Here is a 22,548-nt window from a genome sequence, read left to right on the forward strand (position 1 = left end):
CAGCTAACGCAAGCTGGCCACAGCAAGGGATTATCCAATACCAGAAAAAAGAATTTTAAAAAAGTGATTGACTTTCAATCTGCAATCCCATAACATGGTAATCAAATCTTACAACTGCATACTTGTTTTATTCTTATCCAGAGAGACCGAGGGATCAGGCCCTATGACGTCTCGGCAACGGGTTTATTATTAAATACCGTGCCAATTCCTGCAAACGCTCATGAGCGTTTGGAAGATGAGAATGAGGAAGTTTCATACGTGGAGCCCTCTTTTTCTGGATAAGGAAAAGAGGGCTCTTTTGTGTTGATGGGAGGAAAATGATGATTACTTTCAAGGATGTTTCAAAGACATTTACAATCGGAAAACGGGAAGTGCATGCTGTTAGAAATGTGAATCTGACAATCGAGGAAGGAGAGATATTCGGCATTATCGGCTTTAGCGGAGCCGGTAAAAGTACCTTGCTCAGGCTTGTCAATGTACTGGAAAATCCGACAGCAGGTTCGGTGGAAGTGCAAGGTGTGGATTTAGCCAGTCTTCGTCCTAGTGAAGTTCGGAAAGTACGCCGCAGGATAGGGATGATCTTTCAAAATTTCAATCTGTTAACCTCGCGGACTGTTGCTGGTAATGTTGCTTATCCTTTGAAACTGGCAAAAATGCCGCGAGCTAAAATAAAAGAGAGAGTGAATGAACTTCTCCATTTCGTCGGACTGTCGGATAAAGCAAAGGATTATCCGGAACAGCTGTCAGGAGGACAAAAGCAGCGAGTTGGCATTGCCAGAGCATTAGCCACATCACCGGATATTCTGATTTGTGATGAAGCAACTTCGGCACTGGATCCTGATACAACAGGTGAAATTCTTCGTCTACTTAAAAAGGTGAACAAGGAATTCGGTATTACAATTCTGCTGATCACGCATGAGATGCATGTGATTCAAGCTATCTGTGACAAGGTTGCTGTTATGGAGGATGGAGAGGTTATAGAAACTGGCGGTGTATTCGATACATTCACAAGTCCTGTCCACCAGACGACAAAACGTTTTATCCGCTCCGTTCAGCAGGATCTCCCATCTCCATCGTTATTAGATGAGTGGCGGCAAAAAGGCGGGAAGCAGCTGTACAGAATCATTTTCAAAGGAGAGGTGGCAAGCGATCCAGTCTTATCCCGGGTAACAAGAAAGCACGATATTGACGTGAATATCGTCTATGGTTCCGTCCAAGAAATCCAGGCAAAATTCTACGGCAATTTGCTTGTCAGCTTTGACGGTGACGAAGGTAAAACAGCCGGTGCTGTAAGGGAATTGGAAGAGATCGTACAAATAGAGGAGGTGGATGTGGCATGGGCGTAGATTGGCAAACTTTTTGGCCGCGTATTGTCGAGGCGACTGGTCAGACGATTCTGATGGTGGCTGTCACATTGGTCATAGGTTCTATATTCGGCATCATTCTCGGACTTCTACTATTCATAACCCGTAAAGGAAACATTCTGGAAAATGCGTTCCTTTTTCAAATTATCAACTTCCTGATCAACATTATCCGCCCGATCCCCTTCATTATATTCCTAGTCGCGATCAGTCCGCTGACCAGAGAGGTGATTGGCACGACCATCGGTACATGGGCCGCGATCTTCCCGATGAGCATCGCAGCTGCATTCAGCATCGCACGAGTTGTAGAAAATAACTTCATCAGTATTGACCCGGGTGTCATCGAGGCAGCTAAGGCCATGGGAGCCAGTCCTCTTCAGATAATCTTTACCATCTTGATTCCGGAAGCTCTCGGTCCGCTCGTTCTCGGATTGACGTTCATTACCATCAGTTTGATTGATTTCTCGGCAATGGCAGGAACGGTCGGCGGCGGGGGTCTCGGACATGTAGCGATGACATATGGCTACCAGCGGTTTGATACGAGCGTCATGATTGTTACAGTCGTTATCTTAATTGTGCTTGTCCAGCTTGCCCAATGGGTCGGCAATACACTTTCAAGAAAAATTTTAAGGAGATGATCGACATGAAAAAAGCTCTACTTGGAATCGTTTCGTTAGCCTTTGTATTTATCCTTGCAGCGTGTGGGAGCAGCTCAGCAGATGGCAGCCAAACAGTGAAAATCGGTGTAACAGGTTCTGATGGGGATCAATGGCCAATTTTGAAGGAAAAGGCGAAGGAAGAGGGCATCAATATCGAACTTGTGGAATTCTCTGACTATACACTGCCAAACCAAGCGTTGGCCAACGGTGAAATCGACATGAACTCATTCCAGCATATCGCCTTCCTGAGTCAATATGCCAAAGAAAATGGCGATACTATTGTACCAATCGGTTCGACAGTCATTGCCCCAATTGGAGCTTATTCAGAGAAAATCGAAAGCCTTGATGAACTGAAGGAAGGCGATAAGATTGCTATCCCGGATGATCCATCTAACCAAGCTAGATCACTGCGGGCTTTGGAAGCAGCTGGCGTTATAAAATTAGCGGATGACTTTGGCCAGTTCGGAGATCCATCCAAAATTGTAGAGAATCCGAAGAACATTGAAATCGTACCTGTTGTTGCCCAGCAAACTCCACGTGTCTTGCCGGATGTAGCAGCATCTTTCATCAATAATGGCATAGCAGGTCAGGCAGGTCTCGATCCGAAGGAGGATCCAATCTATTTGGAAAATGCCAATGACGACAGCATTACACCTTTTGTAAATGTCTTCGCAGTTAATAAGAAAGACGAGGACAATGAAACATATCAGAAAATCGTTGAGCTGTATCAGGATGAAGCCGTGAAGGAAGCAGTAGAGAATGATACAAATGGTGGCTCTATCGTGGTGGATGTACCAAAAGAGGAACTGCAGGAGCATCTGAAAAGACTTCAGGAGGAGGAATGATTATGAGTAGATCTGTTACGGAAGCTAGCAGAATTTCACTGCATTTGGATACAAATAAAGAAAAGTATATCCAGACTAGTCAGGCCATCCATGCGAAGCCAGAGATCGGAAACCAGGAATTTTTCGCGAGCGAAACGCTCATTGCTTTGCTGGAAGAAGCGGGATTCCAAGTGGATAAAGGTGTAGCAGGGCATGAAACAGCTTTTTATGCACTGAAAGATAGCGGTAAGCCAGGTCCTCGTATTGCATTCCTTGCTGAGTATGATGCACTACCTGGTATCGGGCATGCTTGCGGACATAATATTATCGGTACCACTAGTACAGCAGCAGGCATTGCCTTGGCGGAAACATTGGATGAGGCAGGTGGTAGTGTAGCGGTTCTTGGAACCCCTGCCGAGGAAGGCGGTCCAAATGGCAGTGCCAAAGGAAGCTTCGTAAAACATGGGCTGCTGAAGGATATTGATGCTGCCTTGATCATTCATCCTTCTGGCAGAACAAGTGTAACGGGTGAGTTTCTTGCTGTCGATCCGCTTGATTTTCATTTCTACGGAAAACCAGCTCATGCTTCCGGTGCGCCAGATAAAGGAATCAATGCCTTGGATGCCGTTATCCAGCTTTTCAATGGAATAAATGCACTGCGCCAGCACCTTCCGCAGGACATACGCATTCATGGCATCATACCAAATGGTGGAGATGCACCGAATATCGTACCTGAGTATGCTTCAGCAAGGTTCTTCATCCGAGCAGAAACGTGGCAAAAAGCACAAGCTGTTTCCGATAAGGTAAAGAATATAGCCAAGGGAGCTGCATTGGCTACGGGGGCTAGTGTGAAAATTGAGAGATTCCAGAACGAGGTAAAGGACTTTGTTTTGAATCCAGTACTGGATGAAGTGCTCAAAGAAGAATTAGAAAAAGTCGGAGAGTATGTTCATTTGAAGAAAGATAAAGGTCGCGGATCGACTGATACAGGTAATATCAGCTATGAAGTGCCTACTGCACATCCGTATATCCAAATTGGGCCAGAAGATCTGATTGGTCATACAGCAGAATTCAGGGAAGCTGCCCGATCTGAAATTGGTGATGCAGCTGTTATAAAAGGGGCCAAAGCATTAGCGCATACGGCTTATCGGCTGCTGACAGATAAGGAACTGCTTCAGCAAGCTAAGACTGTCTTTGAAGATGCAAAGACAAGGAAGCAAAACAAATAAATGAACAACTTCTAAGCCTCTGCCACATGGCAGGGGCTTTTCTTTACGAAAAATCCCGTTTTTCCCTACGAAAAACTTTCCAAGTTGTCTTTGTAGCGGCATAACTGCCAATTGCAGCATAGCCATAAAAATAGCCCATGAAGATACCAGCTATCAGGTCATGTGGATGACTGTAGAAAATCGAGAGAACCAGCCCGATTAGAACGGCGATTGTAGGCACATACTGCTTTGGTAAGGGGAAAAATAGTTTTAGCATTTGGGTAAGGATAAGTGTTACCGGGATGCCGATAACGGAATCCCAGAAGTTTGTCTGGATGATTGGGAAGTCCATGATCATATTCCTTTTATGAGTATTGTCGGAAATAGCCGATAAATTATTCGCCATGGCTTCCGAAATATTTTGTTATACATATATTTACAGAACATTCCTAACAAAAACTCCTTGAATGTTACACAATTCAGTATTATACTAACCAGTATTGTGTCAGAAAATCTGACTAAAATCATATTATATTAATATTTTGTTATTTATCAGACTATTCGAATAGTTAGTGGAGGTTTTTTTGTGTCAAAGAAAGTGCCAGGTTCATTTACCGTCATTCTTGGTTTGATGCTCTTTGCTTTGTTCTTCGGAGCTGGGAATCTGATCTTCCCGCCGATGCTAGGGCAGCAAGCAGGTGAAAATATATGGATAGCCAATGCAGGGTTTCTTGTAACGGGTGTAGGTTTACCATTGATTGGAATCATCGCTTTTGTTTATTCGGGCGAGAGAGACCTAATGTCATTGTCCAGCAGGGTGCATCCTGTATTCGGAATGATTTATACGATCATTTTATATCTTGCGATCGGACCGTTCTTTGCGATACCGCGAGCAGGAAATGTATCGTATGAAATTGGTTTGAAACCATTCTTATCTGCCGATCCAGGTCCGCTTCCGTTGGTTTTGTTTACAGTGCTTTTCTTTGCTGTCACATGTTTGTTGTCGTTGAATCCGACTAAGATCATTGATGTTATCGGAAAATTCCTGACACCAATTAAACTTGCTTTTATTGGTTTGCTTGTTATCGTTGCTATTATTTTTCCAATCGGTAAATTCCATGCACCTCAAAGTGAGTATACGTCAAACGCTTTCTTCAAAGGTTTCCAGGAAGGCTATTTGACATTGGATGCGCTTGTTGCATGTGTGTTTGGGATCATCATCGTCAATGCGCTGAAGGATAGAGGTATAACGAATAAAGGCTCAGTTATGAAGGTTTGTTTATTGGCCACTGCACTAGCTGCTGTTGTACTGGCAGTGATTTATACGGCACTTTCCTTTATGGGTGCATCCAGTGTCAGTGAGCTTGGTTACTTAAGCAACGGTGCTGAAATTCTTGCAGATGTTTCTAATTATTATTTCGGTTCATGGGGTATCATCTTCCTTGGATTGATGATTACAGTTGCCTGTCTAACGACAAGTGTTGGGTTGATCACATCTTGCTCGACGTTTTTCCATGAATTAATGCCGCGTATTTCCTATAAGACATTTGCTATTGTGCTATCTGTTTTCAGTGCGATAGTGGCGAATATTGGACTTACAGAATTAATTTCAATTTCAGTCCCAGTTTTGATGGCAATTTATCCAATTACGATCAGTTTGGTGTTCCTTACATTCTTACATCCGCTATTCGGCGGAAAACGGGAAGTATATATCGGAAGCCTTGTACTGACATTCTGTGTAAGTATCTTTGATGGCTTCAATGAAGCTGGTTTGCAGATAACACCAGTCAATGACTTCTTCCAAGCGGTGCTGCCTTTCTATGAGGTAGGTCTTGGTTGGGTGGTACCTTCAATCATCGGTGGCTTGCTTGGATTGGTTGTATCAAAATTACGGAAATAATAGAAAAAGTCTTCTCCGAGGCAGGAGAAGACTTTTTTATGCAGATCTTTTTCGTAACATACCGCCAGCAATGAATAAGAGCACAGGAATGACGACCGTGGCCAGAGATAAAATCCCTGCGCTGGATAGTGTTAATGCGGCACCTTTAGGTCTTTTGGTTATAAGGGTGTAGCCAATCAGTACAATGATAGTAATGATGGCTATGTATATGGTAGGAATGGCGAAGAATACTTGCAGGGCAGACATTGTTTCAGAAGCCATCTCACCAGGGCTGATCGAAGGGGTTTCACCAGAATCAAGTGTTCTTTGGTACTTTGTATCGTTCTCAAGATATCGGGTCACTGCCTGTTCCATGGACTGATTTTGGGGCAGGGTGATCGTGAAGAGAAGACAAGCGATAAAGAGTAAAATCAATAAGATTAATGAAATCATCGTTAACGTTTTTGGTGTTTTCATATGATATCACCTCCTTTTACCAGTATAAGTTTAAAGAATCATTTTTTGAAATAGGACGGAAGGTGTAACTGTCATTTTCTTGTCAAAAATGAAGAAGAAGGTTTGAGGAAATTGTGTTATCATAAGCACGATTAATTGGAATCGAGGCGAAAAGATTTGTCGTGGGTATTTATTGTCTTATTGATTGTAGCTAGTTTGATTAAAGTTTTAGCGGCATCAGCACCGAGTGGTGTTGTGGACAAAGTTGGAAAGAGGTTCCAGCTGCATCCGAAACTATCCTATGATGCAACTGTCAAACGGGATGGCAAGGCTCTTTCAGAAGAAGAAGCGCAGCTTATCATCGATCAATTCAATCAGGCCAACTTCTTAGAAAAATACTATTACGCGCCTGCTCCTGAAGGCGTGCCGTATGAGATTGAAACGAAGCAAGGACGTTTTCTTGTGTATCCATATCCAGACAGAGTGGATGTATTCAAATACCAGAAGAAGAAGGTTTCATCCTACAGCCTGCGATCCAAAACAATGCAAGGGCAGGCTGCAAATTGATTCGGCTTTCTATATAATAGATAAAAAAACTGGAAGCGGGAGAGTGCGCAGGATGAGGATCCGGAAACTCGCCAGAAATTCTGTGCTGATTAGATCAGCTGCAGCTTTTTATCAAAAGGCGTGGCAAGTGAGCTATGCCGATATTGCTCCTCGATTTATTCGTCACAGTATGTATCCAGGGTATCAGGGACTTGTACAGCAGGACGAAAAGGGTCAAATGGTCGGGTTAGTGTATGGATATACTTCAAGGCCTGGGCAATATTATCATGATTTGCTGCGACCCGCACTACAGGAGGCTGGCAGGGCGGATTGGCTGGATGATTGCTTTGAATTAGTGGAGCTAGTGGTGGACCCCTCTGTACGCAGTTTAGGAATCGGAACCGCTCTGCTTGATCAGCTGCTAACTGCAGCTCCTAACAGGACCGCTGTCCTGACTACTCGTGAGAATAATACCGGAGCAATTCAGTTTTATGAACGTAATGGATGGGAACTGCTGAACGATTCGTTTTATCCGAACGAGAAGGCATACCGTATATACGGAAAAGAACTAAAATAAAACGATTCACCAAATGGTGGATCTTTTTCTTTCTGATCGATTAAACATTACTGGAAATCTACCGATGATTCAGATATGAATAGAAAGAGGGTGAGCCGATGTACCAAACAGATTTGAAGAATGCGGAGATATTTAACGAGCTGCTTGATGAGTTATACGACAATATTAAATTGGAACAGGTCCGTGCTGGTGAGCATATCCGTAGTAGAATAACTGAACAGGAGCCGTCCATTCGTGATGAAAAGCTGCTTGCAAAAAGTATGCTGTTCGATGCGCGTCTGGAAATGCTGAAAGGTAATTTGGACAAGGGAGAAAAGCTGCTTGAAGGTGCTGCTGATGCATTCGTGCTCACCGGTGAAAATCTTTATTATTACCATTTTTTCAAGGGACTGCTGCTGTACCGGAATAACAAGCTGCAGGAAGCAATTGTCCAATATGAACGTGCTGAATCGTTTTTGTCAGTGGAAATTAATCCCCGTGAAGTGTCAGATTTCTATTACAAATTGGCAAATACGTACTACTATATGAATATGACTGCATTCTCGGTCTTAAATGCTAATAAAGCAATCGAAGCAGCTTTTCAGTACAATCAGGAATTGCAGCTTGCCAAATGCCGAATGCTCCAAGGGTTGAATCATATGTATTTGGCAGACTTCCGTAAAGCGGAAGAGTTGTTCCTATCTGCTCTGCAGCATGATGCAACAGAATCCGAATTGCAGCTGCCCATGTATATCCATCACAATCTTGGAATACTGTATTTCAAGCAAAATCAGCTTGAGAAGGCAATGGGGCAATTTGAACAATCTATGCAGTACAAGCATCCCGAATATTATTTGAAGAGTTTATATTACGTGACAGAATCCAGTTTCCGGCTTGGCATGAAGGATCGTGCAATGGAGTATTTTACTGAGGGGTTTGCTTTAAGTAAGAAGCGGGATGAAGATGCGTATAAATGGATGTTCGCCATGCTCCATAAGCAATATGTCGATAAGGACAGTTTCGAATTAGTGTGGCGGGAAGGCATTGAGTATTTTCAATCTATTGAGGATGAGAATAGCGTCCGTCACTTTTCCGAACGACTGGCTAAATATTACACAGATAATCATGACTTTGAAAAAGCATCCAGATACTATCTTCTGGCTTTGAAATAGAGTAATGCTGAAAAAGGAGATTGCTTCGTGCAGTCTCCTTTTCCAGCATTAGGATAACTTCCAAGCAGGTATCAAACTATGAAATTGGAAGTAGTAGCTCATCGGGATGTGAATCAGGGTATAAATAGTTAAGGTTGCTGCATAAGTAATGAACCAATTATAGATAGGTGCTTGCAGGAACAGGTACAGCAGCAGCATACCTACTGGGAAAGGAACGAGCACAATCAGCCAAATCGGTGCACCTAGTGCTTCTGTCAATGCGCCAAGAGCAACGACGGATAAGCCGATTATCATTGCTTGCCAGATTGGCATACCGTGCCGGAATAAGATGCTGCCGATGTAATAGGAGAGTCCGGTAAGTATGATTGCTAGAATGAAATCCACGAAATACTTCAAGTATCAATCCCCCCTTATTCCTTCCAATTATACGATTATATGAATAGATGTAGTGTGAATATTATGTAAAAAACTGCCATATCGGCAGCTCTGCTTTAGCTTGCATATTCTGTTATTCCTTCTGCAATTGAATTAGCTACTTTATCTTGGTAACTTGAATCGTTTAGAAGTACAGCATCAGCAGGGTTCGAGATAAATCCTGTTTCAACGAGTACAGCTGGCATTGATGTATGGCGCAGTACATAGAAATCAGCACTATGTGTGCCTCTATTTTCATTATTCGTGTTAGCTGCTAGTGCAGTTTGTATGCTGGAAGCTAGCTGTTTCCCGCTGCTGCTCGCCCCATAGTAGTAGGATTCCAATCCTTTTGCTGACGAAGATGTAGCACTATTGGCATGGACGCTTACAAATAAATCTGCTTTCCAGTTATTCGAAAATGTCGCTCGTTCTGTTAAAGGTATAAAAACATCCTCACTGCGCGTCATTTTTACGTCATACCCATTAGCAAGCAATCTGTGCTGCAGTTTTTCGGATATAGTAAGGGCAACCCGTTTTTCCATCGTATCATTGCCGATTGCGCCGGGATCTTTACCGCCGTGACCGGGATCAATAACTATTTTTTGCACAGGCTGCCCGTTTGATGATTCAGAGGGAGCAGATGCGGATGCGGCTGTTTCTTTGTTCACTGCTGTTACATAATCCAAGCTGAGATAACCTGTTTGGCTCTGAATCGTAATCTGTCCCCAGCCATCTCCTCTGTCGATATACTGGAACTGTGTGCCTGCCGGGAATTTACCAATAATGGCGGCATCCGTAGAGGGGGCGGCCCTGATGTTCAGGTTTGCAGTCGTCTGTCCTGTATTGGAGACGCTGGCATCTGCTTGGGCTGGCAAGATCAAAAAAAGTGCAATGAGTATGAATAATAGAGGCAGTGCTACTTTGAAGCGGGTGTGCATAGTAATTCTCCTTTGCGATATAATAGAATCAGTATGGTCAGTGTTTACGAGTTTTATAACAATAGATACATAAAGTGAAAGATTATCATTATCAGAAAGGAGAAAAGGGAATTATGACAGAAAGAGAGAAAATGGTGGCTGGAGAGCTTTATCGTCCGTCCGATAAAGAATTGACAGATAGACGGATGGAAATTCGAGAATTGGTTCGGCAATATAATGATACGACAAGCTATGAACATGCCGAGAGAGCGAATTTATTGGAGCAAATACTCGGCTCTGCAAAAGGCAAATCCTACATTGAACCGACTTTTCGCTGTGATTACGGGTACAATATCCATCTTGGAGAGAACTTCTATGCGAATTTTGATTGTGTAATGCTGGATATTTGTGAAATTCGTATCGGTGATAATTGCATGCTTGCCCCAGGTGTACACATTTATACCGCAACGCATCCATTGCACCCGGTAGAACGTAATTCTGGATATGAATTGGGCAAGCCGGTGACAATTGGCGATAATGTCTGGATCGGCGGACGTGCTGTCATTAATCCTGGTGTTACAATCGGGGATAATGCGGTTATCGGTTCAGGTGCAGTCGTAACGAAAGATGTCCCTGCAAATACTGTGGTCGGGGGAAATCCAGCAAGAGTGATTAAAGATATAGAGATCTAGAGATTGGATTTACATGGCGTCGGGTTAGTTTGAATGATGATCTACTGAAATTATTACTGATAGTGGAGCGGTTTATATGCAGCGTGGCACATTTCAATTGATGAAAACAGTGAATAGATCTTTGATCCTCAATAAGATTCGCGTGGCAGCGCCAATATCTCGCGCAGATATTGCAAAGGAGACAGGCCTGACACCTCCGACAGTCAGTATCATCGTTAAAGAGCTGATTGAACAAGGTCTGGTGGAGGAAAGCAAGCTCGGATCCTCGAGCGGCGGACGAAAGCCTACCATGCTTCATATCCGGACAGATGAGTGGTTCGTCATCGGTGTCGATGCTGGTCCTGGAACAGTCGACTGCATTTTGACGAATCTGACAGGAGAGATATTGGGGATCGTCTCACATCCACTTCATGTGAATACGAATAGCGAATTTTTGCATCAAGTCGTAACAGCGATCCAGCAATTGCTTGATCAGCTTAGTGTGCAAACGGGGCAGATCATAGGTATTGGAGTAGCGATGCATGGAGTCGTCGATGTAGAAACTGGTATTTCTCGTGTAGCTCCTCTTTTAGGGTTGCATAACATTGCGATCAAGCAGGAGCTGGAAACTAGATTCAGCATTCCTGTGAAAGTGGATAATGACGCACGAGCGATGGCGCTCGGGGAATCATGGTTCGGTGGGTATGATATGCAGGATAGTATGGTAGCCGTTAATATCGGACGCGGAATTGGTGCGGGAATCATCATCGGTGGAAAGCTTTTCCACGGAGCGGCTGGCTTGGCTGGAGAGCTTGGGCATATGTCTATCGATCCGAATGGAGAGAAATGCGCTTGCGGAAACAATGGCTGCCTGCAAACACTTGCAAGTGGCCCGTCTATCGCGCGGCGAGCGAGTATGGCGAGTGGGGAAGCTGTCTATCAATCAGCAAGAGCTGGAGATGAAGAAGCTAAAACCACTCTGGAAAAGACTGGTCAGATACTGGGGATCGGTCTGATCAATTTAATTCATCTGTTGAATCCCGATCGGATCATTCTTGGTGGAGGCGTAATGGAGAGCGCAGAATTTCTCCTCCCCCCGCTGAAGGAAGAAATTGCGAGCCGAGCCCTGACGGACCAAGCGGCTCAGACTGAAATAATGGTAAGTAAACATGGAAAGCATGCGACAGCATTAGGGGCAGTAGCGCTGCAGCTGGTGGACCTGTTTGCACCGGTATAATAAAAAAGGAGCCAGCCAATCAATTGATTAGCTGGCTCCTTTCATAATTATTTGGTTGAAAAAGAGAATACAGTCTCTTTTCGGTACGGATCGCCAGGCTTCAAGATGAGATCTGAAAAACCAACATGATGCAAGCCAGCAGGGAAAGCCTGTGTTTCAAAACAAATCCCCAGGTATTTTTCAGATTTGCGTTCTCTAAGTTCCAATGAATCATCCAGGCCATTACCTGTATATACGACGAGGCCAGGCTGATTCGATTGGATGGTCATCAGTCTTCCGCTATCTGGATCATAGAGACCAGCTTTTGGTTTCTCATTGCTTGAAAACAAGAAGTAGTGATCGATACCTTTCCCGGCAATGCGAAGCTGTTCATGCTGCGCGCCGAATACTTCCTCTAACGGTTTGAATGACCGCAAGTCGAATGGCGAATCAGCTGTATCCAGCAGTCTGCCGGTTGAAATCAGTTCTTCATCCAACTCTGTGTACTGATCACTTGCGACCATTGCCTGCTGCTTCGCAATGGTTCTTTTCAGGTTTCCGTTGAGATTGAAGTACGTATGATTTGTCAGAGTTACAGGAGTTGCCTTGTCAGTGGCTGCTTCATAAAGGATAACTAATTTGTTGTCCTCTGTGAGTGTGTAGGTGACATTCACTGTTAGGCTCCCTGGGTAGCCGCCTTCACCATCCTTACTTGTGTGAGAAAGTCGAAGACCGTTTATTTCATTCTCTTCAAAAGGTTCTACCTTCCAAAGCACTTGGTGAAACCCTTCAGGACCGCCGTGCAAATGGTGGTTCCCTTCATTTGCTTCCAGTTTGTATGTTTGGCCATCCAATACGAATTCAGATTCTCTTATCCGTCCGGCTACCCGGCCGATCAAAGCACCGAAGTAGTTGGGATTATCTTTGTAATCTTGAAGGTCGCGATAGCCTAGTACGATATTCTCTAAATTTCCGTCTTTATCAGGTACTTCCAGGGACGTGATGATGCCTCCAAAGTTCAGAACCTCAAGATGCATTCCGTTATTATTGGTGACCGTGTACAATTCCCACCCATCCTGGAGGATAGTCTTTTCGATCATGAAGACACCACTTTCTGATTGAGTTTTGTGATGAAGCGCTGAAAGGCTTTGTCGTCCTTAAAGACTCCAGCATCCTCCAATACGCGGACGAATTTCTTGCCAAGTTCTTTTTGAACAACTTCTTTTGCATATTGTTCGTTATGAAGGAATCCATGTTCCGCACGCAATTCCCGAGCCCATTCTTCGTGCGGAGGGTCCACTGCATCGGCTTTTCCGGCTAGAAACTTATAAATTGTTTCTAGCTCTTTTTCCAAGCGCGGCGGCAATACAGCGAGGCCCATCACTTCAATCAATCCGATATTTTCTTTTTTGATGTGATGCACATCTGCATGCGGGTGAAAGATACCCAATGGATGAGTAGCTGTCGTCCGGTTATTGCGAAGTACAAGATCCATTTCATACAAATCATCACGCATTCTGGCAATCGGAGTTATTGTATTATGCGGCGTGTTGTCTGTATAAGATAGAATGGATGCATCTTTGTCATCGTAGTTGCGCCAAAAGGCCAGAATACTATCGGCTGCCTCTACCAATTTCCCCTGGTCGTTCGCCTGGAGCCGAATGACCGTCATCGGCCACCTAAGGACAGAAGCTCTTACGTCAGGATGCGAATGAATCGAAAAGGTATAGCGTTCTTCCGCATTGGTCATGGCAAAGGTATAGCGCCCTGCTTGATAATGATCATGGGAGAGAATAGAACCTCCTACAATCGGCAAATCGGCATTTGAGCCAATGAAATAATGAGGGAACTTCTCCACAAATTCAAGCAGTCTTCGGAATGCATCTGCATTGATTTTCATATCCCGATGTTCCTCTGATAATACGATGCTGTGTTCATCATAATAAACGTAAGGAGAATATTGGAAAAGCCACTTCTCTTCTCCTAGTGACAATTCAATTACGCGGTGGTTGGACCTTGCAGGATATCCAATTCTGCCGGAATAGCCTTCATTTTCTTTGCAGAGCACACAAAGAGGGTAGGAATTATCCTGCTTCATCATCCGTTCGCGCTTGATTTGTTCTGGATCTTTTTCAGGTTTGGACAAGTTGATGGTAATATCCATTTCGCCATATTCGGTCTGTACTTTATATGATATGTTTTTTTTGATCCGATTCATCTGGATATAGTTGCTGTTCTTGCTTAGATTATAAAAGTAATCCGTTGCCTGTTCCGGTGATTTCTTATAATAGCTGTCAAATGATGCCTGGACAGTGGAAGGGCGAGGTACAAAGCAATTCATCAACGATGCCGCAAGCATCTCTTTCTCATCCAAAATGTTATCGATGATATCTTCCTTCACGGCATAATCGACGATTCGATCGACTAAATCCGGTATCGAACCAGAGCTCGTCAAAATTTTATGTGCCGGGTATGTTGTCATCTTCAGCAAGTGCATTACTTGGTTTCGTACGTAGATGATATCCCGTTCCTTTATTAAATCTTCCTTGCAAGTCTGCTCTAGTAAAGCCTCGATATCTGAATAAATCATATGAACACATCCTTTATGCTAATTCCTTTGCACCGTCACCAATCGTAGCAGTATAGAAGGTTGCCTCATATCCGATTTTTTCTTTATAGTGCTGCTGGATACCTGCTTGGACTGCATCAATCTTATCTTTTTCCACTAATGCAATTGCGCAGCCGCCGAATCCAGCACCTGTCATGCGAGCGCCGAGAACACCATCCTGTGCCCAGGCAGCTTCAACAATCGTATCGAGTTCCTGTCCAGTCACTTCGTAATCATCCCGCAGTGAACGATGCGAATCATTCATCAATTCCCCGAAAGCAGCCAAGTCATGCCTTTGAAGCTTTTTCAACGCCTCGATCGTGCGGTTATTCTCATATACAGCATGACGTGCACGTTTGACGTGGACAGGATTGCTGATTAATGTGTGATGCTGTTCAAATGTTTCTGGAGAGAGCTCGCCGAGACTATTAATCTTGAGTTTTTGCTGTAAATCCTGCAGGGCAGCTTCACATTCTGATCGGCGTTCGTTATATTTTGAACCGGATAAAGTTCGCTGTTTATTCGTATTGGCAATCAAAATCACATGTTCAGACAAATCTACGGGTGCATGCTCGTAATCCAATGTGTTGCAGTCAAGCAGGATAGCGTGCCCTTGTTTACCCATCCCGACCGAAAATTGATCCATGATGCCGCTGTTTACACCGATATATTCATTCTCCACCCGTTGTCCAAGCTGTACAAGCGGAATACGTTCCATTCCAAGTCCATATATGCTATCAGCCAATACGCCAGTAACTAGCTCAATGGAAGCAGAAGAAGAGAGACCCGCTCCATTTGGTATATCTCCGTAATAAAGGATGTCCATGCCAGATGTTATTTTGTCGGTAGCTTGCTGTAAATAAAGCAATACACCCTTTGGATAATTGGCCCAATCATCGTCGGATTGAAAGGCAAGGTCATCTAACCTGCGTTCAATGATACCGGTTTCAGAAAAGTTCATGCTGTAAAATCTGATTAAGTTATCACTGCGTTTTGCTGCTAAAGCATAAGTCCCATAAGAGATTGCTGCTGGAAATACATGTCCGCCATTATAATCAGTGTGCTCACCGATTAAATTGATTCTGCCAGGTGCAAAGAATTGGCGTGGATTTTCAGTAGTTTGGAAGATTTCTTGAAATGAAGCTGTTAGATTCTGATTAAGCGTCATTACGATGCCTCCTAAATGTACTTTATTAATTTAATTAACTAAGTTACGGATAGTGTACTATAAGGAGGAATTGGAAGCAAGGGATACTTAAGCCTATTTTGAGAGTTAAATATTTAGTAAAAAGTTTACTAATGTATGTTTATCTGTCATAATCTAATCAGAAGAGGTGAGGGGTTTGGCAACAATAAAAGAAATCGCAAATGAAGTCGGATTTTCTGTTTCCACAGTCTCCAGGGTGCTGAATCACGACGAAAGCCTATCTGTGACAGAAGAAACAAAAGATAAAATATTTGCAGTGGCAGAACGGCTGAATTATCGAAAGAAAGAAGTCCATATACGGATTAAGCAAATAGCTTTTCTCTATTGGGTAACAGTTACAGAAGAGCTGGAGGATGTTTATTTCAAAACGATGCGTAAGGCGCTGGAACAATGTGCGAAAGAACGAAATGTTGAATTGACTTTATACAAAAAAGAGGATGGGATAGAAGCTGTTCCCGATACTATCCAAGGGTTTCTGGCGGTGGGGAGCTTCACGAAAGCGGAGCACGTAAAGCTGCAGAATTTAACTAAGAATGGTGTATTCATTGATTCATCTCCAAATCCGGATCATTACGATGCTGTACGTCCCGATTTGGAATGGATTACGAGGAAGCAGGTAGACCATTTGCTGGAGCAAGGGCACCGCGAAATAGGCTTCATTGGCGGAACATTTCAAAACCCGGATACGATGAGAGATGAGATGGATCCCAGAGAGAAGGCTTTCCGTACCTATATGGAGGAAAAGGGTATCCTGGATGATCGATCCGTTCTTTGCAGACGTGGTTTCAGCGTTGAAAATGGTTATGGCTTAATGAAAAAGGCGATTGATGAATTGGGTGTGCTGCCGAGTGCATTCGTTGCAGCTGCTGATCCGATTGCTGTAGGCATGCTCCAGGCATTGAATGAAGAAGGTATCGCTATTCCGGGGCAGGTAAGCGTTATCGGTATCAATAATATTAGTGTGGCAAAATATGTATCTCCTCCTTTGACGACTGTCCGTATTGATTTGAATGAAGTGTGCAAGTCAGCTATTGATTTGCTGCTGGAACAAATACTAGGTAAGCGGACATTATCTAAGACAGTACTAATTACTGGCGAGATTGTCGAAAGAAAGAGTACGATGACGAAAGCGACTGACTAATAAAGTCGTTTTTTGTTTGCGTAAATTATTTACCTAAATAGGTAAAATAATTGTTTACTTCGGATAGACAGAATGCTATGTTTAATATTGTAAACGCTTTCAATAAAAGGAGTGGGGTCGAGTGAAAAGGAAAAAGCTAGTCCTTGGCTTGGTATCTGGTTTAATGACGGGAGTTTTACTGGCTGGGTGTGGACCGCAAGAGAGCGGTGCGGATGGAAGTGAGTCCGAAAAAAGTGACAAATTAGTCATTTGGGAAGATAAAGAGAAAGCAATCGGTATTGAAGACGCTGTAGCCGAATTTGAAAAAGAACATGATGTGACGGTAGAAATCGTTGAGAAAAACTATGCCCAGCAATTAGAAGATTTACGGCTGGACGGCCCAGCTGGGTCAGGTCCTGATGTATTCACAATGCCGGGAGACCAAATGGGATCTGCTGTTGCGGAGGGTTTAGTGAAGGAATTGGCGGTTGATGAAACGTTGCAATCGGCTTACACAGAATCAGCCATGCAATCGCAAATCGTCGACGGTAAAGTGTATGGACTTCCGAAAGCTGTTGAAACGACGATGCTTTACTATAACAAAGCTCTAATAACCGAAGAGGAGCTGCCGGAGGACTTGGAGGGATGGTTCAACTATTCCAAAGAAGTTCGTCAAGGGGAGCAATATGGTTTCCTGGCACTGTTTGATCAGACCTATTATGCCAATAGCGTGCTGAGCGGCTATGGCGGCTACGTCTTCGGCAAGAACAGCGATGGTACGTTTAATCCGGAAGACATCGGATTAAACAATGAAGGAGCGGTAGAAGGCGCAAGTGAGATCAAGCGTTTCTACGATGAGAAGCTATTCCCATCGGGCTTAGTGGGTGAGCAAGGAATCAACGTTATCGAGTCGCTGTTTACTGAAGGGAAAGCGGCTGCCATCATATCAGGTCCATGGAATTTGGAACCATTTGAAACAGCTGGAGTCGACTATGGTATTGCTTCCTTGCCGAAGCTATCCAATGGAGAAAATATGCGCGCATTTATCGGAGTAAAAAGCTATAACGTAAGCACGTTCTCTAAGAATGCGGAGTTGGCAGAAGAGCTAGTGAAGTATTTAAGTAATGAGGAAGTATCAAAGGTTCGTTATGAAAAGACAAAAGAGGTTCCGGCAGTGAAGGCGCTGGCAGAGGATCAGGAAGTGATGGAAAGCGATGCTTCAAAGGCGATTGCAGAACAATCACAGTTCTCTGACCTCACACCTGGCATACCGGAAATGAATGAAGTGTGGAAACCAACGGATGCTGCTTTGCAGACGATTGCGACTGGGAAATCCGAGCCGCAGGAAGCTCTCGATCAGGCAGTAAAATCAATTAAAGGTCAAATTGAGGCAAATCACGGCGAGAAATGATGGATACGTGCCGGCACAATGCCGGCACGTATTTCCTATGTAAGAGGAGGAATAGGCATGCAGCATCGTAAAGTAGCATTGTTGCTCTCGATCATACCGGGTTTCGGTCAGTTTTATCATCGGCAATGGCTGAAAGGATTACTGTTTCTGCTGATAACGGTTTCTTTCTTTGTTGCATTTAAGGATATGTTGAATATGGGACTGTGGGGAATCGTTACGCTAGGGACTGAGATCCCAAGAGATAACTCGATTTTCTTATTGGCAGAAGGACTCATAGCGTTGATTGTCATCTTCCTAGGTATGATCGTCTATTATTTAAATCTGCGGGATGCTTATAAAACGGGCGTTATGCGAGATAACAAGCAGACGCTTTACACTCTTCGGCAGCAGTATCAGCATGTGCTGTTCAAGGGTTATCCGTATTTGATCAGCGGACCGGCATTTCTGCTGCTATTGTTCGCTGTCGTTTTCCCGATTCTTTTCAGCTTTGCGATCGCCTTTACGAATTATGATTTATATAATTCACCACCAGCTAAACTGGTCGAATGGGTCGGGTTCAGTACATTCAAGGAAATCTTCACTGTCGATATCTGGCGATCTACTTTCTTCGATGTGCTTGCATGGACGGTCGTTTGGACAATTGTCGCCTCTGCGCTGCAAGTGGCATTAGGAATCTTTCTCGCAGTTATCGTCAATCAAAAGGAGATACGTTTCAAGAAACTGTTTCGTACGATTCTCGTCTTACCATGGGCAGTTCCTGGCTTCGTCACCATATTGATTTTCGCGGGCTTGTTCAATGACAGTTTCGGAGCTGTTAACAACGATATCCTTGCCGCACTCGGTCTCGATGCCATTCCTTGGCTGACAGATCCGAATTGGGCGCGATTCGCACTGATCATGATGCAAGGGTGGCTTGGTTTTCCGTACATTTTTCTTGTGACAACTGGTGTGCTGCAATCGATACCCGAGGACTTGTATGAAGCGGCGACAATCGATGGGGCGTCGGCTTTTTCGAAGTTCCGCCATATTACGATGCCGATGATTCTATTGTCGATCTCACCTATCATCATAACGCAATTCACATTCAACTTTAATAACTTCAATATTATCTACCTGTTTAATGCGGGAGGTCCGGCGGTTCCGGATTCCACTGCCGGCGGTACAGATATTTTGGTTTCATGGATTTATAAACTGACCATGCAGTCCAGCCAATATGCTTTGGCAGCTGCCCTGACTATCATGTTATCTGTTGTTGTCGTATCCATTGCGTTATGGCAGTTCCGAAAATCAAGTACATTCAAGGAAGGAGCATGAGCATGCGGAATCGATCACGTTTGATTCGCCTTACACTTTCCTATGGTGTGCTGATTGTTATGTCGATAATGATTCTATATCCGCTCGCGTGGACAATTGGCGCAAGCTTCAACCCTGGAAACAGCTTGATCAGTACATCCATCATTCCGAAAAATCCGACGCTGGCACATTATAAAGAACTGTTCGAAGGCTCTGAATCCCTGCCGTATGTGCAGTGGTATTTGAATTCGGTTAAGATCAGCTTCTTCACGATGCTTGGTGCTATCATCAGTGTTTCGTTCACAGGCTATGCTTTTTCACGATTCCGTTTCAGAGGCAGGAAGAATACATTGACTGTCTTTCTGCTGCTGCAAATGATTCCGCAATTTTCAGCACTAATCGCCCTTTTTGTCCTGGCGCAGATGCTGGATATGGTCAACAGTCATTGGTTGCTGATCCTGCTGTACATCGGGGGGCTGATTCCGATGAATACGTATTTAATGAAGGGCTATATGGATTCCATTCCGATGGAGCTGGATGAAAGTGCGCGGATAGATGGCGCAAGCTTCACCCGGACATTTTGGCAAATCATCATGCCATTATCGAAGCCGATGCTGGCGGTTGTCGCCATGAATGGGTTCACGGTGCCATTAGGCGATTTTGTTTTGTCCTCTGTCATTTTGCGTACGACGGAAGCTTATACACTTCCAATTGGTCTGTTTAACTTAGTGAATGAAGTTATGGGAGCGAGCTATACGACGTTTGCAGCTGGAGCCATACTGATCAGTATTCCAATCGCCATCGTCTTCCTGCTGCTGCAGCGGAACTTTGTTTCGGGCCTGACGACAGGCGGAACGAAAGGATAACCAGAAAAGGGAGAGAAGGAAATGAATCAATCGAAGCGTGAGTTAAAAGCACCTTTTTTGCTGCATGGAGGAGACTACAACCCCGATCAGTGGCTGAAGTACCCCGATGTTCTGAAAGAAGACATTGAATTGATGCAATTGGCACATACGAACACTTTCTCGGTTGGCATTTTCGCTTGGAGTGCATTAGAGCCTGAAGAGGGTGTGTACAATTTTGAATGGCTGGATAAGATTTTCGATGACATACATTCCTTTGGCGGAAAAGTGATTTTAGCTACTCCAAGCGGTGCCCGCCCTGCATGGATGTCTCAAAAATATCCGGATGTACTGCGAGTGAATGCAGCAAGAGTAAAACAGCTGCATGGAGGCAGGCATAACCATTGCTTCACTTCCCCGACATATTTGGAGAAAACAGAGAAGATAAACCGAAAGCTGGCAGAGCGGTATGGAAAGCATCCGGCGTTACTGCTATGGCATATTTCCAATGAGTACAGCGGTGATTGCCATTGCGAACGTTGCCAGAGTGCTTTTCGTGAATGGCTGAAAGAGAAATATGACGGAAATTTAGAAGCCTTGAACGATGCATGGTGGGGACCGTTTTGGAGTCACACGTTTACTGATTGGGAGCAGGTAGAATCCCCTTCACCGAATGGAGAAGATGGCGTGCATGGACTGCGCCTGGATTGGCGGCGATTCTCAACTGATCAAACTGTCCGTTTCATGGAGAATGAGATGGTTCCGATACGTGAGATTACTCCGGACGTTCCAGTTACGACGAATTTTATGGCAGACACACCTGATTTGATCCCATTCCGCGGACTGGATTACAACCGTTTCGCAGAAAAGGTTGATGTAATTAGCTGGGATGCGTATCCGACTTGGCATAATGACTGGGAAACAACTGCAGAGCTAGCGATGAAGGTTGGATTCATTGATGACTTGTACCGGACACTAAAGGATCAGCCATTTTTACTGATGGAAAATACACCAAGTGCCGTCAACTGGCATCCTGTGAACAAAGCGAAGCGACCAGGCATGCATATCCTTGCTTCGATGCAGATGCTTGCTCATGGATCGGATAGTATCCTTTATTTCCAATGGCGCAAATCACGTGGTTCAACAGAAAAATTTCATGGGGCGGTCGTCGATCATGATCGTTCGCAGGATAATCGTGTATTCCGGGAAGTGGCAGAGCTAGGCAAAAAAATGGAAAAACTAGCCGGACTTAAAGGTACGCATCGTACTGCGGAAGTAGCGCTCTTGTATGATTGGGAAAATGACTGGGCGTTAGAAGATGCACAAGGATACGGATTGGATTCCAAGCAATATATTAAGACAATGCACGCACACTACCGGCCATTTTGGAAACGGGATATTCCTGTGGACGTTATTATGAAAAATCATGATTTCTCCAAGTATAAGCTTTTAGTCATCCCGATGCTGTATATGATGGATGACCAGACCGCAGAAAAACTCGAAGCATTTGTGAAGAATGGCGGCAAGCTGGTTATGACGTATATCAGCGGTGTGGTGAATGAGTACGACCTGGTGCATAAAGGAGCATGGCAGGAGAAGCTTACGGATGTATTCGGATTACGGCCAATTGAAACGGATACACTGTATCCGCGAGATCGCAATCAAGTCCTTTATAAAGGCAGGCATTATGAAGTAAAGGATTATGCGACAGTCCTTGAGCTTACCGGTGCGAATGGAATAAGTGATTATGAAGAAGATTTCTATGCAGGAACACCTGCTGTCACGGAGCATGCTTATGGAGAGGGCAATGCCTATTATATTGGTGCTAGATTAGAGGATGCATTCCAGGACGACTTTTATTCGGAAATATTGAAAACAGAGCAGATTCACGCATCAGTTGGTATTACGAAGCAAGAAGGAGTATCCATTCAAGTACGCTATAATGCTGATTCCTTGTTTATCTTTGTCATGAATTTCAGTGAAGAGACAAGTAACATACAACTGGATCAAGTGTATGAGGATGTACTGGAGGAAGGGGATGTAGAAGGAGAGATTCAGCTGGATTCCTATGAGGTGAAAGTGCTTCGTCTGAGCAAGTGATAATGGCAGAGCCTGATAGTTTACTTTCGGTTAGACGTTTGACTGCTAAGAGGATGTGGAAAGGTATTGTATCAATCAAGATACAAAG

The 22,548-nt window shown here is 44.1% G+C and carries 22 protein-coding genes and 1 riboswitch; of the genes, 15 read left to right on the forward strand and 7 right to left on the reverse strand.

Annotated features, from left to right (window positions below):
• Positions 1–130: 130 nt before the first annotated feature.
• A riboswitch (SAM riboswitch) is annotated at positions 131–242 on the forward strand.
• 78 nt (positions 243–320) lie between these two features.
• The 4 genes from ACH6C1_RS01955 to ACH6C1_RS01970 are packed head-to-tail and all read left to right on the forward strand — an operon-like array spanning position 321 to position 4,073.
• Positions 321–1,346 carry a methionine ABC transporter ATP-binding protein gene (locus ACH6C1_RS01955; RefSeq protein ID WP_374074154.1) on the forward strand — a complete coding sequence of 342 codons (1,026 nt, stop codon included), beginning with the start codon at positions 321–323 and terminating at the stop codon, positions 1,344–1,346.
• Positions 1,337–1,999, forward strand: a complete 663-nt coding sequence (locus tag ACH6C1_RS01960; protein WP_095221446.1) for a methionine ABC transporter permease — start codon at positions 1,337–1,339, stop codon at positions 1,997–1,999. Before ACH6C1_RS01955 ends, ACH6C1_RS01960 begins: the two co-directional genes overlap by 10 nt.
• 5 nt (positions 2,000–2,004) lie before the next feature.
• Complete coding sequence (locus ACH6C1_RS01965) at positions 2,005–2,865, forward strand: MetQ/NlpA family ABC transporter substrate-binding protein (RefSeq protein ID WP_374074158.1); 861 nt, start codon at positions 2,005–2,007, stop codon at positions 2,863–2,865.
• Positions 2,866–2,867: 2 nt separating this feature from the next.
• Positions 2,868–4,073 carry a M20 family metallopeptidase gene (locus ACH6C1_RS01970; protein ID WP_374074160.1) on the forward strand — a complete coding sequence of 402 codons (1,206 nt, stop codon included), beginning with the start codon at positions 2,868–2,870 and terminating at the stop codon, positions 4,071–4,073.
• A gap of 43 nt (positions 4,074–4,116) precedes the next feature.
• On the opposite strand, the gene ACH6C1_RS01975 is transcribed toward ACH6C1_RS01970, so the two are convergent.
• Positions 4,117–4,404: a hypothetical protein gene (locus ACH6C1_RS01975; RefSeq protein WP_095221442.1), complete on the reverse strand. Its 288-nt coding sequence runs from the start codon at positions 4,402–4,404 to the stop codon at positions 4,117–4,119.
• A gap of 234 nt (positions 4,405–4,638) precedes the next feature.
• On the opposite strand from ACH6C1_RS01975, the gene brnQ reads away from it, so the two are divergent.
• Positions 4,639–5,952 (forward strand): branched-chain amino acid transport system II carrier protein, encoded by a 1,314-nt coding sequence (gene brnQ / locus ACH6C1_RS01980; protein ID WP_374074162.1) that lies wholly within the window; start codon positions 4,639–4,641, stop codon positions 5,950–5,952.
• Positions 5,953–5,988: 36 nt separating this feature from the next.
• Here brnQ and ACH6C1_RS01985 read toward each other — a convergent pair whose 3' ends face one another.
• Positions 5,989–6,408: a DUF4064 domain-containing protein gene (locus ACH6C1_RS01985; RefSeq protein WP_374074164.1), complete on the reverse strand. Its 420-nt coding sequence runs from the start codon at positions 6,406–6,408 to the stop codon at positions 5,989–5,991.
• 156 nt (positions 6,409–6,564) lie between these two features.
• Here ACH6C1_RS01985 and ACH6C1_RS01990 point away from each other — a divergent pair, with 156 nt between their 5' ends.
• From ACH6C1_RS01990 to ACH6C1_RS02000, 3 genes are all read left to right on the forward strand, one after another.
• On the forward strand, positions 6,565–6,954 hold the full coding sequence (locus ACH6C1_RS01990) for a YfmQ family protein (protein WP_095221437.1): 390 nt from the start codon (positions 6,565–6,567) through the stop codon (positions 6,952–6,954).
• Between the two features lie 52 nt (positions 6,955–7,006).
• Positions 7,007–7,510: a GNAT family N-acetyltransferase gene (locus ACH6C1_RS01995; RefSeq protein ID WP_374074167.1), complete on the forward strand. Its 504-nt coding sequence runs from the start codon at positions 7,007–7,009 to the stop codon at positions 7,508–7,510.
• A gap of 98 nt (positions 7,511–7,608) precedes the next feature.
• The gene (locus ACH6C1_RS02000) at positions 7,609–8,661 is read left to right on the forward strand and encodes a tetratricopeptide repeat protein (RefSeq protein WP_374074170.1); all 1,053 of its coding nucleotides are present in this window, start codon (positions 7,609–7,611) and stop codon (positions 8,659–8,661) included.
• Positions 8,662–8,709: 48 nt separating this feature from the next.
• Here the strand turns inward: ACH6C1_RS02000 and ACH6C1_RS02005 are convergent, their stop codons facing one another.
• A complete protein-coding gene (locus ACH6C1_RS02005) occupies positions 8,710–9,057 on the reverse strand; it encodes a hypothetical protein (RefSeq protein WP_374074172.1) in 348 nt (115 codons plus the stop codon).
• Positions 9,058–9,152: 95 nt separating this feature from the next.
• The gene (locus ACH6C1_RS02010) at positions 9,153–10,013 is read right to left on the reverse strand and encodes an N-acetylmuramoyl-L-alanine amidase (protein ID WP_374074174.1); all 861 of its coding nucleotides are present in this window, start codon (positions 10,011–10,013) and stop codon (positions 9,153–9,155) included.
• A 110-nt stretch (positions 10,014–10,123) separates the two neighbouring features.
• On the opposite strand from ACH6C1_RS02010, the gene maa reads away from it, so the two are divergent.
• Both maa and ACH6C1_RS02020 read left to right on the forward strand, forming a co-directional pair.
• Positions 10,124–10,684, forward strand: a complete 561-nt coding sequence (gene maa, locus ACH6C1_RS02015) for a maltose O-acetyltransferase (RefSeq protein ID WP_374075540.1) — start codon at positions 10,124–10,126, stop codon at positions 10,682–10,684.
• Between the two features lie 76 nt (positions 10,685–10,760).
• Positions 10,761–11,900, forward strand: coding sequence for an ROK family transcriptional regulator (locus ACH6C1_RS02020; RefSeq protein ID WP_374074176.1), 1,140 nt, complete (start codon positions 10,761–10,763; stop codon positions 11,898–11,900).
• A 47-nt stretch (positions 11,901–11,947) separates the two neighbouring features.
• Here ACH6C1_RS02020 and ACH6C1_RS02025 read toward each other — a convergent pair whose 3' ends face one another.
• The 3 genes from ACH6C1_RS02025 to ACH6C1_RS02035 are packed head-to-tail and all read right to left on the reverse strand — an operon-like array spanning position 11,948 to position 15,655.
• A complete protein-coding gene (locus tag ACH6C1_RS02025) occupies positions 11,948–12,979 on the reverse strand; it encodes an aldose epimerase family protein (protein ID WP_374074178.1) in 1,032 nt (343 codons plus the stop codon).
• Positions 12,976–14,469 (reverse strand): UDP-glucose--hexose-1-phosphate uridylyltransferase, encoded by a 1,494-nt coding sequence (gene galT, locus ACH6C1_RS02030; protein ID WP_374074180.1) that lies wholly within the window; start codon positions 14,467–14,469, stop codon positions 12,976–12,978. The genes ACH6C1_RS02025 and galT overlap by 4 nt, the downstream gene beginning before the upstream one ends.
• Before the next feature lie 13 nt (positions 14,470–14,482).
• Complete coding sequence (locus tag ACH6C1_RS02035; protein ID WP_374074182.1) at positions 14,483–15,655, reverse strand: galactokinase; 1,173 nt, start codon at positions 15,653–15,655, stop codon at positions 14,483–14,485.
• A gap of 175 nt (positions 15,656–15,830) precedes the next feature.
• On the opposite strand from ACH6C1_RS02035, the gene ACH6C1_RS02040 reads away from it, so the two are divergent.
• The 5 genes from ACH6C1_RS02040 to ACH6C1_RS02060 all read left to right on the forward strand — a co-directional run bounded on the left by ACH6C1_RS02040 (position 15,831) and on the right by ACH6C1_RS02060 (position 22,460).
• Complete coding sequence (locus tag ACH6C1_RS02040) at positions 15,831–16,835, forward strand: LacI family DNA-binding transcriptional regulator (RefSeq protein ID WP_374074184.1); 1,005 nt, start codon at positions 15,831–15,833, stop codon at positions 16,833–16,835.
• 121 nt (positions 16,836–16,956) lie between these two features.
• The gene (ganS, locus tag ACH6C1_RS02045) at positions 16,957–18,225 is read left to right on the forward strand and encodes a galactooligosaccharide ABC transporter substrate-binding protein GanS (protein ID WP_483887685.1); all 1,269 of its coding nucleotides are present in this window, start codon (positions 16,957–16,959) and stop codon (positions 18,223–18,225) included.
• A gap of 57 nt (positions 18,226–18,282) precedes the next feature.
• Positions 18,283–19,539, forward strand: coding sequence for a carbohydrate ABC transporter permease (gene ganP / locus ACH6C1_RS02050; protein ID WP_374074186.1), 1,257 nt, complete (start codon positions 18,283–18,285; stop codon positions 19,537–19,539).
• Entirely contained in the window at positions 19,536–20,384 is an 849-nt protein-coding gene (gene ganQ, locus ACH6C1_RS02055) for a galactooligosaccharide ABC transporter permease GanQ (protein ID WP_374074188.1), read from the forward strand. The genes ganP and ganQ overlap by 4 nt, the downstream gene beginning before the upstream one ends.
• Before the next feature lie 21 nt (positions 20,385–20,405).
• Positions 20,406–22,460, forward strand: a complete 2,055-nt coding sequence (locus ACH6C1_RS02060; RefSeq protein ID WP_374074190.1) for a beta-galactosidase — start codon at positions 20,406–20,408, stop codon at positions 22,458–22,460.
• Positions 22,461–22,548 lie beyond the last annotated feature (88 nt).

This window comes from Terribacillus sp. JSM ZJ617 (assembly GCF_044383785.1).
Classification (GTDB): Bacteria; Bacillota; Bacilli; order Bacillales; family Amphibacillaceae; genus Terribacillus.